Source organism: Roseateles sp. P5_E1, from assembly GCF_054049335.1.
In genome coordinates this window covers 1-761 of the sequence record NZ_JBFUMN010000177.1, presented here as the reverse complement: position 1 = coordinate 761, position 761 = coordinate 1, and the positions used below count along the sequence as shown (strand labels likewise).

Genomic DNA, 761 nt, shown 5'->3' with positions numbered 1-761 from the left:
GCGTTCAACGGTTGCAGCAGGTCGTGCACGGCCGAGGCGACGAAACGCGATTTGTAGCGGTTGGCCCGCTCGGCCTCGCGGCGCGCCTCGTCCAGGTCACGGGTGCGCTCGGCCACGCGGTGCTCCAGCGCATCGGCCAGCGAGCGCAGTTCACGCGCGGTGTTCTTGTAGGCGGTGATGTCGGCATAGCTGGTGACAAAGCCGCCATCGGGCAGCGGATTGCCGCGGATCTCCAGCACGGTGCCGTCGTCTTTCTCGCTCTCGCGCATGTGCGGCCGGCCGCTGCGCAGGTGGTTCAAGCGGCGCTCGATCGCCTCATCGATTGGGCCGGGACCGAGCAGGCCACGGCGCGCGTTGTAGCGAAAGATCTCCTCGATAGGGCGGCCGACCCGGATCAGCCCGGGCGGAAATTTGAACAGCTCCAGGTAGCGCGCATTCCATGCCACCAGGTTCTGTTCSTTGTCGATCACCACCACGCCCTGCGGCAGGTGCGCCAGGCTGCGGCTGAGCCCGCTGTCGGCCTGCTGGGCGGCCTGCAGCACGCCATCCTGCGCGGTACGCAGCTCCTCGGCATGCTGGGCCAGCACGCTTTCCAGCTCGCGTCGGCTGCGCTGCCGATGCGCATCCAGCCGCCGCCGCTGCTGTACGAACAGCACCAGGAAGCCCAACGCCAACCACGCCGCGCCGCCGCCGATGGCCGCGCTGCGCCCGGCGCTGGTGGCCGCGCCGGCATCGTGCAGCAGGTGCAGGTTCCAGTGTTC

General features: G+C 69.3%; 1 protein-coding gene. It reads right to left on the bottom strand.

Annotated features, from left to right (window positions below; all coding sequences use genetic code 11):
- Positions 1–761 (bottom strand): PAS-domain containing protein (locus ACXJKJ_RS30465; RefSeq protein WP_457395158.1); only part of this gene is annotated, 761 nt, incomplete at both ends.